The 14,636-nt window shown below is 35.1% G+C and carries 9 protein-coding genes; 2 read left to right on the top strand and 7 right to left on the bottom strand.

Annotated features, from left to right (window positions below):
• Positions 1-133 precede the first annotated feature (133 nt).
• Both ACVWYN_RS15595 and ACVWYN_RS15590 read left to right on the top strand, forming a co-directional pair.
• Positions 134-439, top strand: a complete 306-nt coding sequence (locus ACVWYN_RS15595) for a hypothetical protein (RefSeq protein WP_457289805.1) — start codon at positions 134-136, stop codon at positions 437-439.
• Positions 440-488: 49 nt separating this feature from the next.
• Positions 489-1,334, top strand: coding sequence for a CvfB family protein (locus ACVWYN_RS15590; RefSeq protein ID WP_457289804.1), 846 nt, complete (start codon positions 489-491; stop codon positions 1,332-1,334).
• Here the strand turns inward: ACVWYN_RS15590 and ACVWYN_RS15585 are convergent, their stop codons facing one another.
• The 7 genes from ACVWYN_RS15585 to ACVWYN_RS15555 form a co-directional block, all read right to left on the bottom strand.
• Positions 1,335-3,926 (bottom strand): BamA/TamA family outer membrane protein, encoded by a 2,592-nt coding sequence (locus tag ACVWYN_RS15585; protein WP_457289803.1) that lies wholly within the window; start codon positions 3,924-3,926, stop codon positions 1,335-1,337. It lies immediately after the preceding gene.
• Complete coding sequence (locus ACVWYN_RS15580; RefSeq protein ID WP_457289802.1) at positions 3,923-6,301, bottom strand: GAF domain-containing protein; 2,379 nt, start codon at positions 6,299-6,301, stop codon at positions 3,923-3,925. Before ACVWYN_RS15580 ends, ACVWYN_RS15585 begins: the two co-directional genes overlap by 4 nt.
• A 136-nt stretch (positions 6,302-6,437) precedes the next feature.
• Positions 6,438-7,307, bottom strand: coding sequence for an SdiA-regulated domain-containing protein (locus ACVWYN_RS15575; RefSeq protein WP_457289801.1), 870 nt, complete (start codon positions 7,305-7,307; stop codon positions 6,438-6,440).
• The gene (gene ppk1 / locus ACVWYN_RS15570) at positions 7,304-9,247 is read right to left on the bottom strand and encodes a polyphosphate kinase 1 (protein ID WP_457289800.1); all 1,944 of its coding nucleotides are present in this window, start codon (positions 9,245-9,247) and stop codon (positions 7,304-7,306) included. Before ppk1 ends, ACVWYN_RS15575 begins: the two co-directional genes overlap by 4 nt.
• Before the next feature lie 5 nt (positions 9,248-9,252).
• A complete protein-coding gene (locus tag ACVWYN_RS15565; protein ID WP_457289799.1) occupies positions 9,253-10,452 on the bottom strand; it encodes a Pycsar system effector family protein in 1,200 nt (399 codons plus the stop codon).
• Between the two features lie 41 nt (positions 10,453-10,493).
• On the bottom strand, positions 10,494-11,564 hold the full coding sequence (locus ACVWYN_RS15560) for a DUF4185 domain-containing protein (protein ID WP_457289798.1): 1,071 nt from the start codon (positions 11,562-11,564) through the stop codon (positions 10,494-10,496).
• A 23-nt stretch (positions 11,565-11,587) separates the two neighbouring features.
• Positions 11,588-14,515, bottom strand: coding sequence for an SNF2-related protein (locus ACVWYN_RS15555; protein ID WP_457289797.1), 2,928 nt, complete (start codon positions 14,513-14,515; stop codon positions 11,588-11,590).
• Positions 14,516-14,636 lie beyond the last annotated feature (121 nt).

Here is a 14,636-nt window from a genome sequence, read left to right as displayed (position 1 = left end):
AAGTAAGCAACGTTATTATAAAATGCTTAATATTTGAATTTCTTAAAAATATTTTACTTTTTTTTACCGCTATAATTTCCATTATGTAGAGACTTGCACTAGTTAATTACTAAATATTAAAAACTATTGCAAAATGACAGAAGAAAATTACGTTCAAGTTGAGGAAAAAAAGTACAAACTGGAAGAAAGTTTAAACAAGTTGACATACAATGAATACCGGTTTGCAAGGAGCATACTGCCTAAAATTATAGGAAAATGCAACAACACTTTAAACAATTATTCTAATATATTATTGGACTCTAAAGAAGAGATCCCATATACCATAGGAATAAAACTAGAACGCTTTTTTGGACTTGCACCTGGTGAGTTGAGTAATGTGAAAATTGACAATTCACATTTTAGAGAGTTGTACAATGATAGGATGAAGAAAAAGAAGTAACTTTGCATTTCATTAAAGGGGTTAATTCTTGTCCTCTAAATAAATAGCAATGGTAGCAATTGGTCAATACAACGACTTAAGAATAATCAGTAAAACTGATATCGGACTCATTCTAACTGAAGGCAACAGTGAAGTACTGTTGCCTTATAACCAAGTTCCTAAGAATGTAGAAATAGGCGATAATATTAATGTTTTTGTCTATGTTCAAAAAGATGGAAGAGTTACAGCTACAACCAAAAGACCCCTGGCATGTGTTGGAGATTTTGCCTATCTAAATGTAGTTGATGACAATGAAGATGGGGCTTTTATGGGCCTTGGTTTGGAAAAAGATATCTTTGTGCCATCTAGAGAACAAAAAAGACCGATGTTTAAGGGAGAAAGCCATGTTGTTTTCTTGTTTTTAGATGAAACAAATGACCGTATGGTTGCATCTTCAAAGTTGCTTAATTTTGTGGAATCGGAGGAAATTGATCTTGAAGAGGGTGATGAGGTTAGCTTACTTATTGCAGATAGGTCTGACCTTGGCTATAACGCCATTGTAGACAACAAATATATTGGACTGTTATATACCAATGAGTTATTCGATATACTCAATCCTGGCGAACTAAGAAAAGGCTGGATCAAAAAAATACGCGTTGAAGGTAAAATAGATTTAAGTCTGCAGCCGATGGGTTACGGGCACATATTAGATACAAAAGATGATTTATTGGCAGAATTGAGGGAAGCTGGAGGGGTGATTGCATTAGGCGATAAAAGTTCACCAGAAGATATCTATGAGCGTTTCAAAATCAGTAAAAATGCATTTAAGAAAGTAATAGGTGGTTTGTACAAAGATCGTCTCATTACTGTCTCAGACTTTGAAATTAAGCTTTTGATAGATAATGAAGCTGACTAACTAGAAGCTGAAGCCTATAGAAATGTAAGGCATGGTTGCTTCTTTTGAAAAGCCAAGTGCAGCTTGTATCAGTATAAATTCACCAGGAATTACATATACTCCTCCTCCATAACCCTCATGCCAAGTACTTGATTTATCATTTTTAACCCAAACACGACCAATATCATTGAATCCAATTAAACCAACTGTACCGGGTACCAAATAGGAAGTAAAATTAAATAGTTTAAGTCTAAGGTCCAAGTTATGATACAACATGGTTGTTCCTGTAAAACGTTTACTATTAAATCCCCTCATGCTATTAATGCCGCCAATTTGCATCATTTGGAAAAAAGCAGGCTTTCCTGTAACAGACCCTACTCCAATCCTATTTGCGATAACCAGACCAGATTTGCCTGGATTTAAGAAAAACCTAAATTCTGAGGTAGCAGATCCATAACCGACTCCATTTTTATCCAGCCTCTTTTGTGCTAAGAGGGTCGTTTTCCAATATATACCTTTAGTAGGTATGGCCGCATTATCACGGGTGTCATAAGACCATCCGGCTACCAAACCACCGTAGTACTTTGATGAAAAGATATCCTGACTGGGATACTCAGCATTGTAGTCATAAAAAAAGCGTTTTTCATTACCAGAAGACCCGCTGGTGTAAAATGAACCAATAAACCCAGCCTCTACTTTGAGACTATTTGTTAATTTTCTACTGAGTCTAATATCAGCATTCAAATAATCGTATCTGTTTCTGTAGTAAGAAATACCGTCCTTACGCAAGTCTTTCCCAAATGTATCATCGGCATCAATGTATTTAGAGTCGTTTCCAATACCAAAGAAATTACTCAAATTATTCGGCCCAAGAAGATTGACATGAATTAGCAAATCATTTTTTCCAGCTACTTTCTTGAAATCACCCAAATAATCAATAATAAAAGACTGTCTCCCAGTTGAGTAGTTAACCCAAAAATCATTCTTGGATGCAAAAGGTGTCTTCCTGAAGCCTTGCTTTTCTATCACATAACCTAGTCCAAATTGTAAACCTTGATCAATGCTATAATTAAAGCTAACCAGCGGACCAAATCGATCGTATAAGAAATTATTTTTATTAAATGCATTTACACTCGTATCCTTATCTAACCGTAACCTGGCAACAGATCGGTCCGGAAACGTATTTTCTTTGTCAGATCTAACATAGATATAGGGTTTATTAACTACATCACGAGAAACCGCAAATTTATCTATACCAGTGCTTCCAATGGTCCTTATCTTAATCGGCGATGCTGCATTACCTTTTACTTCAAACACATCGTCCCCTCCTATTCCAAATAATCTTATTTCTTTAGTAATACCGGGCTCAAAAGTTCTTTTAAATATAGATCGTCCAATCTTTCCCTCTTTGTTTATGTTGTTAATTTTTATTGAAACAGAACCATCCTTATTGTTGGTGATATCAAAAAATTCATTTTTATCAGATGCAGGAACATCAACATTTATCGAAAGGAACCGATAATAATGCATTGCCAGGCTATCCAATTTTTCTCTTCTAGAGATAAAATTCGTGACAAGTTCTGCCCCGCTTAGCTTATAAATTGTATCTGGCATTTGCCTGAATGCATTATTTATAACAGGTGTGGTTAACTGGGACTGCACATACCTTACGGTTTCTTTCCAATCGCTTTCATCCAGTTCATTTAAAAAGTAACGATCGAGATATCTCTCATTAAAGTTCCAGTGATCTACATCTCTGATATTATTACTATATGGCTGTAGGTGTGACTTTAGCCATTGGTGATTTAATACCCAAGGAAAAATGCCTGAGGTTTTGTAGAAAACCTTGTCCCTATCACGCGGAACAGGTATGTAATTTGTCTCACCATTATCTTTTTTCTCTAACCAGCGCCAGTTGTCTTCATGCCTGTCCCAATCACCAAGAACAAAATCCAGAAGTCTGGCACGTAACATCAGCTTCTGATCGGCACGGGTATCATTATCCTTCTGGATCTTTCGCTGAACCTTGATCGTATTTTCTGTGTCCTCTTCAAAGGGAGAACGAGGCTCTAATAAATAAGCCGCATTTGCAAATTTCTTTCTGTATTCTCCAAGTGCGGGATCATCTTTTACGTACACCATTTCTGGAGTAGCGTAAGACAATCCAAGTGCTTCTGCCAATTTTGGCACTATCAGAGCTGCAAAAGGATGATTTGTTGATACCTGATCCTGCACAATGTATTTAGCAATTGTAGGTTTTAGACTTTCGGGCAAACCCTGTTCAGGATATTTCTGAATGGTCCTTAAAACCCACTCCTTTCCTGAATTATCCAAAAAGCGTAAAGATCTAGTTTGCATACCGCCGCCGAGTTTTACAACTTTTAAACCACCTTTTTCTGTTTGTAGATCAATTACACGTATTTTAACAGGTGTTGCCCAAAGTTTCCGATAACTTTCTCCAAGAAAAAAGCGATGAAATGCGCTTACATCATTATATTCAGGTGCAATAGCAATTGTTATGGAGTCGTTAACTTGACTAGAATTCTGCGCAAAAACAACGCCATTACCAATTAACAAAAGGATGGATAATAAAAACTTTCTTATTCCAATCATAAAAATGATATTGCCCGTTTTAAACTCACTCCTATCCTTAAAGCCTTTAAACCCTCTACACCTTGTAATTCTTCTATTTCCAGATATTCCAAATCATTATTTAAAAGACCCTGCTTTTGAAGTATTTTAATATAGCCAAGATACTCCCTCGCCTTGGAGCTGTTAAAATAAACGATTGCAATTTTTCCTGGCTGTGTTAAGCGCTCATCTGATCCTTTAATATGGGCCTTGTCGATACGTTTTTTAACCATTTGATATCGAATATTATAACTGCCCTCTACATCAAATCGTTGTTCATCAATTCTAAAACTTACATCAATCGGCTTATCATAAACAAATATAAGTTGAGTTGTTTCTAAAGGCAAGGAAAAGTATGGACCAAGATTGTTAGTTGTTTGTGCTATTTCAGCTAATACACGCAGCTGTTTAAGCCTAAAAGTTGTCAGTAGCTCCTCGTAAAAAGGCCGCTTAGGCGATATTGACTGACCCAGGTAAATATCAAACTCAACACCATCAGTCCTGAACTTCTCAAAATAGCAAGGAAAAATGGTTTGCAATTCTACATTAAAATCATCAAGATGCCTAGTTACTGCAACGTTGATCATTTGCATGCTTTTTTCATAACGCTCCCTATTGATAAAAACCTTGCCATATGTACCTGTTAGCTTAAAGTATTCATCAATAATATAATTAAGTTTAGGGTGGATAGTCTTAAGATGCGCTAATGATTCAGGAATTTGTCTCTGAAGATAATCTTCTGTTTTCAGTATCTCTCTATCAGAAAGCTCATCCAAGGACTTATTATTCCAAATGGACTTTTCATGTGGGATTTCATCTTCCTTACCTAGCGATATTGTACTTTTAATCGACGATATTGTACTTTCCAATATTTCAAAGTGTGTATAGAGATCCCTTCTTATTGCTGAATTACGTTGTATGCTAGAATTCCTGATATCAACAGCACCATAAAAAGGATATACCGCCTTAAAGAACACGGACTCTATTGGAAGGTTGCGTTCCCTTGCACCGGACTGCATATAGTTATACGCAGCCTCATTAAAACGCCACTGTATTGACGGTTGCAATGCAGTAAACTTATCTGTAATGACATCTTGAATATCATTACTAAAATCAATAATGATATTCTGACAAAGCTGTGCAAGCAGAGGAAATGCCGCCTCTATTTTAGTCAAAGTGCCTCCATTAAACTGAGTCACATCTTTAGTGTATAATTCAAGGCAGCCCACTAACTTTCCATTATAGTACAAAGGAAATAAGGCGTAAGCCTTTACATCAATTTGCCCTAAAAGCTTTAACATGGGGTAATTTTCAGACTCCTCATCAGAAATCTCAGGAAAAATAAGGGTTCTTGGATTTGCCAGGTATTCTTCGATTAGACCCTCATGATTGTCATTTTCAATGCTCTGATCCTTCGCAAGCTTAATTAGAATACTTGTAAACCCAGAAAATTCATTAACCTGAAGTTTCCCATTCAACTTTAAGTAAGGCACTAAGCCAAATTCTAATTGGTCTGAACCTAATAGCGTCTTCAAAGCAATTGATATATCTTTAGGATATTGTCCTCTTTGAGTATCACTGTGTTCGATAACAAGATTTTTGATGCTTTCCAATGCATATTCACTGGTAACATCAGTAAGGGTTATAATAGAAATACCCTCGATAGTGAAAATTTCAGGTGGGATAAGTTTGGATAGTATCTTTAATGTATTCCGTTCGTCTTTAATATAATCTTTAACATCGCTTAGCTGATAATTTGGCAACTCTACATTAGCCTTTATGTCTAGAAATCTAGTATCAACGTTTAACCGATAATATTTTAATAACTGCGTATGGTGATCAATTATAGAATTTACTATTACATGGTTACCGGACATTGATATATTGTAGAATCGTTCCAATACAATATTATAAAATGCGCCAAGCATATTTTTCTCCATTTCCCTTTTAGAGGGTAAGCTGAGATCATTTCTTAAACTGCAATTGCTATGATCCATCAATACATTATAAAATGCATCTGTTCCATAATGAAAACAACCGGAAAGTGGGGTGCCGAGCGCCCAAAACTGGTGATTTTCATCATTTATGATTGGTGAAAGTGCCGTGTAGATTAGCTCATAAAGCTCAGTATATTTGTTTGAATTTTCTAAGGATATCGGATCTTTTAGCTCGGGAAAGTTACTAAACTGTTGTATAATATATCTGTAAAAATTAACCTTGGTTGTTTTTTCAGTCTCAGCTCTTTTGGTAATATACAGTATAAATGGATTTAAAGAGAGTTTAATATCAGCACCAATCAGTCTTTTTACTGGTTCAAAATTAGCACTATTATTAATATTTAGCGTTATAGTCTGCATTGGATTTAAAATACGTGTTCAAATTTACCATCTGTTTCCGCATTATAAGTAAATGTTAGGTAATAATATAATAACTATACAATAGGTAAACTAGGATTCAAGAATGCATTTCCTATTAGTCACGGAAGAAATTATTTTATTTTGACTTTAGATATTTGAATTTAAGTACGTTTCCATCTGTCAATTCATCACCTTCGTTTGAGATAAATAAGTTATTCTGCCGGTCAAAGGCAAGCCCTTCTGGTTGATTAAATACGGACGAATTTAATTTGTGTAATTCCTTAATATTCCATGAAGAATCTGTAACTACTAATAACTTATTCATTGTAGATAAAATATACCATTCATTAGTTAATATATTTTTGGCAAGTGCGGATGGATTGAGATTTGATTTTAACTTTGGATTTAACACAGGTATTTTCTTAAGATCTACCTTAAAACTATCTGCTAATGCAAATGCAATCTGATCCACATTAAACTTCAAAATGTATCCCGTAACTTGCTTTTTCTTCTTATCTATCGGACAACTTTTACATAAAACATAGATCTCACTATTTTTTTGATCAGCATAAATACCTTCATACTCTCCTTTAGGAACTAGCTTTTTTGCTTCCTTTACATTTTTGGTTTCTTTCTTGCCCATTTCATTCAAAGGAAATGTGTAAAAACTCCCATTACTTTTAAATGCGATAACCATGTCTTTAATGATAGCCAGATCTTCGAAATCGCCCTTTGATGCAAACTTTAAATTTTGTTGCTTCTTAACTTGCCACTGTTGCCTAAATAACTTTCCATCTTCATCTTGTATGCTGTATACCGTATCGCTTTTTCCATTTTTAAAAGCGATACCAGATATCTCAAGCAGACTTGAAGGCATGTTAAATTTTTCTGCTTTGGTAAAATCATAACCAATTGGACTACTGTATTTATTATCGTTCTTACACGAACTTATAAAGCACAATAAGAATAAGCATATCACTTTAGCACCAATAAATTTTTTCTTCATGAGTTGCTTAATTGTTCTAGATACTGGTAAACAGCCTGTTGTTCATTTTCCATTAACTGCAAATCTATTATATGTTGAATGGTTTCTTTAACGTGCCTTGAATACAATGGAAAACAAACTTCTATTCTACTGTAAATATTCCTGCTCATCCAGTCAGCAGAACCCATAAAATATTCAGGATCATTATTGTTATGAAATATAAAGATCCGCCCATGTTCCAAATACCTATCTACAATCCTTTTAACGATAATGTTGCCACTTGGAACTAAACAGCAAATACCTCTAATAATAAGTATTATCTTGACTCCCGCTGAAGATGCCTCATAAAGTTTATTAATAAGGATTGGCTCTTCCAAATTATTCAGCTTAATGGTGATCGCAGCAGTCAGGCCAGCTTTAGCATGATCAATCTCCCGTTGAATGAGGATTAAAAACCTATTGTGTAAATTAAACTGTGCAACTAATAAATCTTTAAAAATAATTTCGCTGTTTAATCCTTTTTTTGGCTTTGTAAGAAAAGAAAATAATTTTTCAAGTTCCATGAGCATCGACTGATTAGCTGTTAGCAAAATATGGTCTGTATAAAATCTTGCCGTATTTTCATTCAAATTACCTGTCGCGAACAAGCCTAAATGCCTATTTTCAATACCCGAGAGTCTTTTTACCAATACTACCTTAGCATGAACCTTTAAGTCGAGACTGCTATAAACTATCTTAACACCAGCAGTTTTCATCTGCTTTGCCCATTTAATATTATTTGCCTCGTCAAATCTGGCCTTGAGTTCAACAATTACCACAACCACTTTACCGTTTTTTACAGCTGTAATTAAAGCACTTACAATACGAGAATTACTTGCTACTCTATATAAAGTAGTAAAAATCTCGCCAACCGAATGGTCATTTGCAGCTTCATTAAAAAATCTTAAAACGGGATCGTAACTTTGGTATGGCACATTGATCAAAATATCGGTTTCTTCTATTTTATCAAATAAGCTTTTATGAGCGGGTATGGTAACAGCCGCAATTGGGTTCCATTTTGGGTAAACTAAATCAGTCCCGGTTAATGGAAACTCTGCCAGATCTTTAAGGTTATGATAATTTCCTCCCTCAACTACAGAAGCCCTTTCAAGACCCATCCGGTAAACCATATAATAAAGGATCCGAAGAGCAATACCTGGCTGTGCTAAAAATCTGGTTGCAAACCCAAAATCTCTCCTTTCCAGCTGTTTTTCAATTGCATTGGTAAGGTCACCCCTATAATTTGGATCTATATCAAGAGCTGCATCCCTTGTAATCTTTAAGTTGAATACATCTAGTATTTTCTCATTTGGGAAAAGATAAGCTACATTACTTTTAATGATATCTTCTAAAAAAAGTACATAAGTTAATCCTTCAAATTTAATGGAGTATAGTCGTGGAATAACATCCGATGGGGTATTAATCAATTTGATGCGCTCGTTTCCATGGGCATCAATTAGAACAACAGCCTGATAAAGTTTATTGTTTTCGGCAAAAAAAACACTCAGGTCATCATTTACGTCTACTGAATAAATATGAGCGAGCACTTGGTTATAAAATAGTTCCCTTATTTGATCTTCAATTTTAGCTGGTAATGGTGAATTATAAATCCAGAATATATTATGCTCTTCAAGAGCAGGTAATATTCCTTCTTTAACTATGTTACCAAATTTCTGTTGTTGCCTGTTAATTTCCGCTTTAGCTGCCTGATATAGATCAACAAAATCATTAACTGTTCTTTGTGATAGCGCCATTAGAACTGGTATTCTCACCCTATAAAATTCATCCAGATTAGAGGAATAAATAGAAAGGAATTTTATTCTTTCCAGTAAAGGAACAGTTTCCTTTGCGGCCTCTGATAACACCCTATCATTAAAGCTTAACCAACTTAAATCTCTATTCAGGTAAATGTCCTGTTCCATAATAGTTAAAGGGTAACTACTGCCACTGAAATTGTAAACGCAAGTACCGCAGCAATTATCCCGAACATGAAAACGTTGTACGCTATTCTTAATAATCGATATTTTCTACCCAAAACAACACCTTGAGCATATACATCCTTTATTAAGCTACCATAAAGAAAGTCCCTGTCTTCCATCATTATATTCATTCCATTCTCATAATCCGGTAAACTCATTCTATAAAAATTTCCGAAGAACAAAAGATTGACCTTTTTTTTCTGTATGTCATCAGGAGTAAAGACACCTTCAGGTATTGATGGTCTGGTTGCCAATATTGAGAATACCATAGTGACCACGCAAATAATTAACAGCAGCATTGTTGGAATGATTAAATGTGGATTATCTTCTAGTTTTCTAAGTAGTAAACTCAATATTACTGATAGTATAATAGAGTTAGTAGAGATCATAATATGAGCCTTATTATCAGCCATATCACTAAGTCGCTGATGATTGGTAGAAGTAATTCTAAACATCGTTTCTACGCCTCTTTCAGGTTTATCCTTCTTTTTGTTTTTTCCAGACATGTTAGTTATAATTTTTGGTTTATGGGTCTGCTGGGTTGCAACTTCTTTGATTTCCAATTTGCTTTTTAACTCATCAAGGTTTTCCTGCTTCTTTTCATTTAATAAATGTTGTGCATATTCAGTATGAAAATGATGCATATTAAACAGATGTATTGTTTTGCTATGCCACTCTACTTTATTCAATTTGTGATCTAAAAAAGCCTCTGCTTCTTTCCGCATCAACTTATTGCGATCTTTAAAACTATTACTACCCAAATGAAACAGATCTGCATCGCATACAATTTGTTGTAGCAACCCATCAGGTTCCTGCGGCATCCTGGTAGCCATTATGCAGCCTTTAATCTTATTTATAACCTCCTGATCGATAACTTTATCACGCAGAAACTCTTCTAGTAATTCTGCTCCTTTAACCTCGTGATTGGATTTATCAAAAAGATAACCTATATCATGAAACCAACTTGCTGCAACAACTATAAAGAAGTCATGATCCAAAAGCTGATAATGATTGGCTATTTTTACTGCATTTTCTACAACCTGCTCTGTATGTTCCAGGTTATGGTAATAAAATTTATCGGCTTTTTCAGTCTTAAAAAGCCAGGTAACATGCGTTCTAAGCTGTTCTAATATTTCTCGGTAATTCATTATCTATTATGATTTTCGTCAATCTTTATAAATATCATGGTTTAATTTAACTCTTCAAACTTTAATCTAGTTCGCATTAAAAATACATTATAAGGTTGCCACATGGACATCATGAAATATAGTTCGTCGCTATCTGTTAAAGGATAAATAAATGCCCCATATAGCGCAGGGTATTCTTTTCCTGAAACCAATATTTTTTCATAACTCCAATCGTTGGTAATCTTTTCTGTATCTCTCAAAACCAATGCTGATTTATCCTCATTTAAATAGGTGATTATCCAACGTTTAAATTTGGTATGATAAAGTAATGATGCTTCTCCCACTGGTCCACTAATTATTTCGTCGGCAAATAGTTCGTTGCCTTTACACCATCCCATAACTTTATTATAGAATTCATATAATTCTAGATGCTCTATATCTTGCTCTTTAACACGAGCTAGATAAGCTGGCCCACTCCTGCCTGCGTGTGTGCCAATCATATAAACATAACAATCCTTTTTTGCGTAAGCTACCTGAGCAAATTTACTTGATTCAGAAAACTTCAATTCCTTAATTGGATACCAGCTTACTCCGTGATCAGCAGATTTAAATAATCCGGAATAATTTGTGAACCAATTACCTGCTTTGCCCCACTTTTTTATGTCCATAAAATGAACATAATCTAATTCATTGGCATGAATTGCGGACGTTGGGATCGAAGTATGACTACCCTTACCATCTGTTTGATGTGGACTTGGGATAATCTCCTGGCTAAATATTTTATCAAACTTTATTCCGTCAGACAGGATTTTATCACCAGAGATACCGAGAACGTTCGATCGCCAATCACCTGCTGCTCCGGGACCACCACGCTTTGTTAGTAACCATCTCTTACCATAGGTATCTCCAAAAAAGAACCCTGTTTTACCATTTTCCATATCCCATGCAATCCCCAAATCTGTGCCTCCAACATTGTATAACTCATCAGTTCTGCTTGGATTGGGCAACTGTTCTCCAGGTAAAGATTTTCCTGTGATTCTTGCAATACGCTGTAAATCAAAAGGTAAAATATGTTTCACCTGAGCATATATAGATGTGCTTATGAAAACAAGTAAATAGATCAGCTTCTTCATAATGATTTCGTATACAATAAACCTTAAAGAAGATCAAGCAAATCTGCTTTGGTTAGATTTTTAAAAATGGAATCGTCTGTTTTGATCAATTCATCTGCAATATCCCTTTTTGATGCCTGCAACTTCATAATCTTCTCTTCAACAGTATCTGGACAGATCAACCTTACTGCCACAACTTTTTTCTGTTGACCAATTCTATATGCTCTGTCTATCGCCTGGTTCTCCACTGCTGGGTTCCACCATGGGTCAACCAAGAAGACATAATCGGCCTCAGTTAAGTTCAAGCCAGTTCCTCCGGCCTTTAAACTGATTAGAAATACCCGCTTATTTTTATTATTTTGAAAGGAAGATACCACAGTTTCTCTTCCTCTAGTTTGGCCAGTTAGGTATTCAAAGTCTATATTTCTCGCCACCAATTCAGCTTTTATCAAGTCTAGCATCGTCACGAACTGAGAGAATACAAGAATTTTATGGTCTGTCGACTTATTTTCAATCTGTTCTATCAACATATCCATTTTGGATGAAATATTACCATAGAATTTATCATCCTTTATCAAAGCAGTTGAATTACATATTTGCCTTAACTTAGTAATTCCACGCAATACATGCATACTACTTCTTGTCAGCTCGTCTTGAGTATTTCCCATTAAGAAATCCCTGATTTCGTCCCTGCAAGAGTTATATATCTCACGTTGCTGATTTCCCATTTCACAATAAATGACCATTTCGGTCTTATCCGGCAACTCAGTAGCCACCTGCTGCTTGGTCCTTCTTAAGATGAAGGGTTTGATTCTTTTTTGCAACTCTTCGGCCCGCTTGCTATCCTTAAATTGATCAATCGGTACAGAATAAAATCGCTTAAATTCCTGCTTATTACCTAGTAAACCAGGGCAAGCGAATGACAATTGACCATAGAGATCAAAGGTATTATTCTCTAAAGGTGTGCCAGTTAACACTACTTTATTGCGCGACTGCAGTAACCTTACCGCTTTATACCGTTGTGAATCAGGATTCTTAATCGTTTGAGACTCATCAAGAAATATATAGTTAAACCTATAATCTTTTAAAAATCTTACATCGGCGAGTAAAGTTCCGTAAGAAGTTAATATGATCTCGTATTGATCAAAGTCGCTCACCACCTTTGCTCTCTCCGCACCATAAAGCGTAAATATCTTCAAAGAAGGGGCAAACCTAGCGACTTCCTGTTGCCAGTTAAAAACCAACGAAGCAGGCACAACTACAAGATTTGTATTGAAACCACCTTTTTCTTTTTGCGATAACAAAAAGGCAATTACCTGAATCGTTTTTCCTAAACCCATGTCATCGGCCAGACAAGCGCCAAAATTAAACTCATCTAGAAAGTTCAACCAGTTTAACCCCTGCTTTTGATACTCACGCAATTTCGCATTTAAGCCTATAGGAACTGAGATATCTTTAATAGACTCGAAATTAGAGATCTTATCACTATATAACTGAAGTTGATCTTTAACCTCATCATCTAGAAATTCACTTTCGTAAAGCTCATTTACAGCATAATAATTAATAGCTGGTGTCCTGATTGTTTCGTCAATTAATTCTCCTGCAGCAAAATAACCCTCAAATTTAGTAATCCACTCATCGGGAAGTATCCCCATAGTTCCATCATCCAGTTGCACAAACTTATTCTTATTCCTGATGGATCTATGTAAATGTTTTAACGATACTGTTTCGTTGTTAAACTTTACTTTAATCGCAGTTTCAAACCAATCCAAACCACTAATTACCTGTATAGCTATTTCTGCCTTAAAAGCGTTAAATTTATTGTCTTTCAATTCATTAAAACCCAAAACAGCCATCCCTTTGCTCCTCCAGGATACAAAGGCATCTAAAAACCATCCAGAATCCATGAAATGTTTTCTATGCATGTAAAAGCAGTCCGCGTGCTTTTGATCAGGAAATTCATTCATCTGTTCTATAAGATATGGGTGCGCCCTTGCAATATCAGATATCATTTGCAGTTCCTTTTCCTCGTCTCTATTCAATTTAAACATGTTTCCAAGTTTATCTTTAGATCTGATTTGCTTTTGTGAAATAACAGGAATCTCCAGGCTACCATACTTAATCACAGGGGTAATTAGCACAAAATCTCCAGACTCCGATAAGTAGACATTTTTTTCATTTTCCAGGTCAAAACCCTTTTCTTCGATCTGTTTCCGACTGGCAGGTTGCAAATATGAATAGTTAATTTTTACCTTCTCTTCTATCTTTGAAAGTACTTGTTCCTGAAAATCCTCATATTCAGAATCATGAACAACAATAATATCTGTATGTTGCTTAAAAAATGAAAGCACACTTAAAAAATAAGGGTTATTAATTAGATATAAATGATGCTTAATTTGTATAAAATATTGGTATTTCAGCTTAAAACTATCCAGAGGATAAAACTTACCCTCAAGTAATAGCTTGCCAGATAACTCATAGTGATTGTTCTTCTTATTTACCCAAAGCGTTAAGTCTATCTTTAACACATACAATTTAGCTGGTACCAGAGACGAAGCACTTATGGTCGATGAAATACTTTCATTATGAATGTAAACATCCAACTTAAGAGGATTTCTAGCCAAAGCCTTTAACCCTTCCAAATCAGAGTCAGATTTACCCTCGTGCAGGTTATTTCTAAATTTATTAACCGCACTGTAAAACTTCAACTCATTCTGATCATTGGTCTTCCAGATTTGTTCAGAAGCATCAATAAACTTTAAAGGATTCTTTAACTTTCCCTTAGCGCTAATGGCTGCTCCAGCCAATTCAATAACTAGGTTTCTATAAAAACGGTGCTGACTAAATATCAGCACCGTTTTTTCATTTTCTATTATTGATAAGGGTATTTTAATGCTTTTATTGCTATGTAGCAAATTACTTAACCTAGACAGGTCAATATTCTCCAGCTTAAAATCTTCTTTTTCCTTCATCAATACTTTAAATGGCTATAAAACTAGTCATTTAGTAGCACATCCATATCCGCCATCATCATTTTTACTTCCAGTTTCAATGTCCCATAATAAGCTTTAATTTTCTTCGAATCTTACTTAC

It is taken from the genome of Pedobacter sp. UYP24 (assembly GCF_054057295.1).
This window is presented reverse-complemented; position numbering and strand designations above follow the sequence as displayed.

Excerpts from the sequence above, each read along its gene's own strand:
- ACVWYN_RS15580 (WP_457289802.1), bottom strand. The coding sequence starts at position 6,301 with ATGCAGACTATAACGCTAAATATTAATAATAGTGCTAATTTTGAACCA.
- ACVWYN_RS15595 (WP_457289805.1), top strand. The coding sequence starts at position 134 with ATGACAGAAGAAAATTACGTTCAAGTTGAGGAAAAAAAGTACAAACTG.
- ACVWYN_RS15575 (WP_457289801.1), bottom strand. The coding sequence starts at position 7,307 with ATGAAGAAAAAATTTATTGGTGCTAAAGTGATATGCTTATTCTTATTG.
- ACVWYN_RS15565 (WP_457289799.1), bottom strand. The coding sequence starts at position 10,452 with ATGAATTACCGAGAAATATTAGAACAGCTTAGAACGCATGTTACCTGG.
- ACVWYN_RS15555 (WP_457289797.1), bottom strand. The coding sequence starts at position 14,515 with ATGAAGGAAAAAGAAGATTTTAAGCTGGAGAATATTGACCTGTCTAGG.
- ppk1 (WP_457289800.1), bottom strand. The coding sequence starts at position 9,247 with ATGGAACAGGACATTTACCTGAATAGAGATTTAAGTTGGTTAAGCTTT.
- ACVWYN_RS15585 (WP_457289803.1), bottom strand. The coding sequence starts at position 3,926 with ATGATTGGAATAAGAAAGTTTTTATTATCCATCCTTTTGTTAATTGGT.
- ACVWYN_RS15590 (WP_457289804.1), top strand. The coding sequence starts at position 489 with ATGGTAGCAATTGGTCAATACAACGACTTAAGAATAATCAGTAAAACT.
- ACVWYN_RS15560 (WP_457289798.1), bottom strand. The coding sequence starts at position 11,564 with ATGAAGAAGCTGATCTATTTACTTGTTTTCATAAGCACATCTATATAT.